The organism is Xenorhabdus bharatensis (assembly GCF_037996705.1).
Lineage (GTDB): Bacteria > Pseudomonadota > Gammaproteobacteria > Enterobacterales > Enterobacteriaceae > Xenorhabdus > Xenorhabdus bharatensis.
In genome coordinates, this window is the sequence record NZ_JBBMXG010000070.1 from 1 (window position 1) to 453 (window position 453).

The following is a 453-nucleotide window of genomic DNA, read 5'->3' on the forward strand; positions in this document are numbered from 1 at the left end:
ATCTACTTATTTTTTAGCGGCAGGTGCCAGTATAATTGGTGTTTCTGCTGGATTGTTTTTTCTTGGTGTTGTAATAGCCGTTGCTTTATTTTATATTGATAAGGAGTTAGGGATATCAGATAAAGTAATTGAAGCAATTAGGGAGGCTGATGAAAAAATACAAGGAGATTATTATGAAATCAATCGTCAAAGGATGGCACTAAGTTCTCCAGCTATTTGGCCTTGGAACTAAGTAGAATGCCAACCATTTTAGTGGTTACAATGAAGGGAGTTTAATGTGTCAAATAAATCAAGAAAGCAATATCAAAAAAAAGAAGTTATTCTCCCTTTTTGGAGTAGAGCATTTTATATAATAATATTGCTGTTAGTTATGATTGCCATATGTATGGTGGTTTTTTTATCATGGCGGGATTTTATTTCACTAATTAATTTAAATGAAAGAGTATATTTTTC

The 453-nt window shown here is 31.8% G+C and carries 1 pseudogene; it reads left to right on the forward strand.

The window, feature by feature from the left end:
- A pseudogene (locus AAC855_RS21250) lies at positions 1 to 232 on the forward strand (hypothetical protein); the annotation flags it as partial.
- Positions 233 to 453 lie beyond the last annotated feature (221 nt).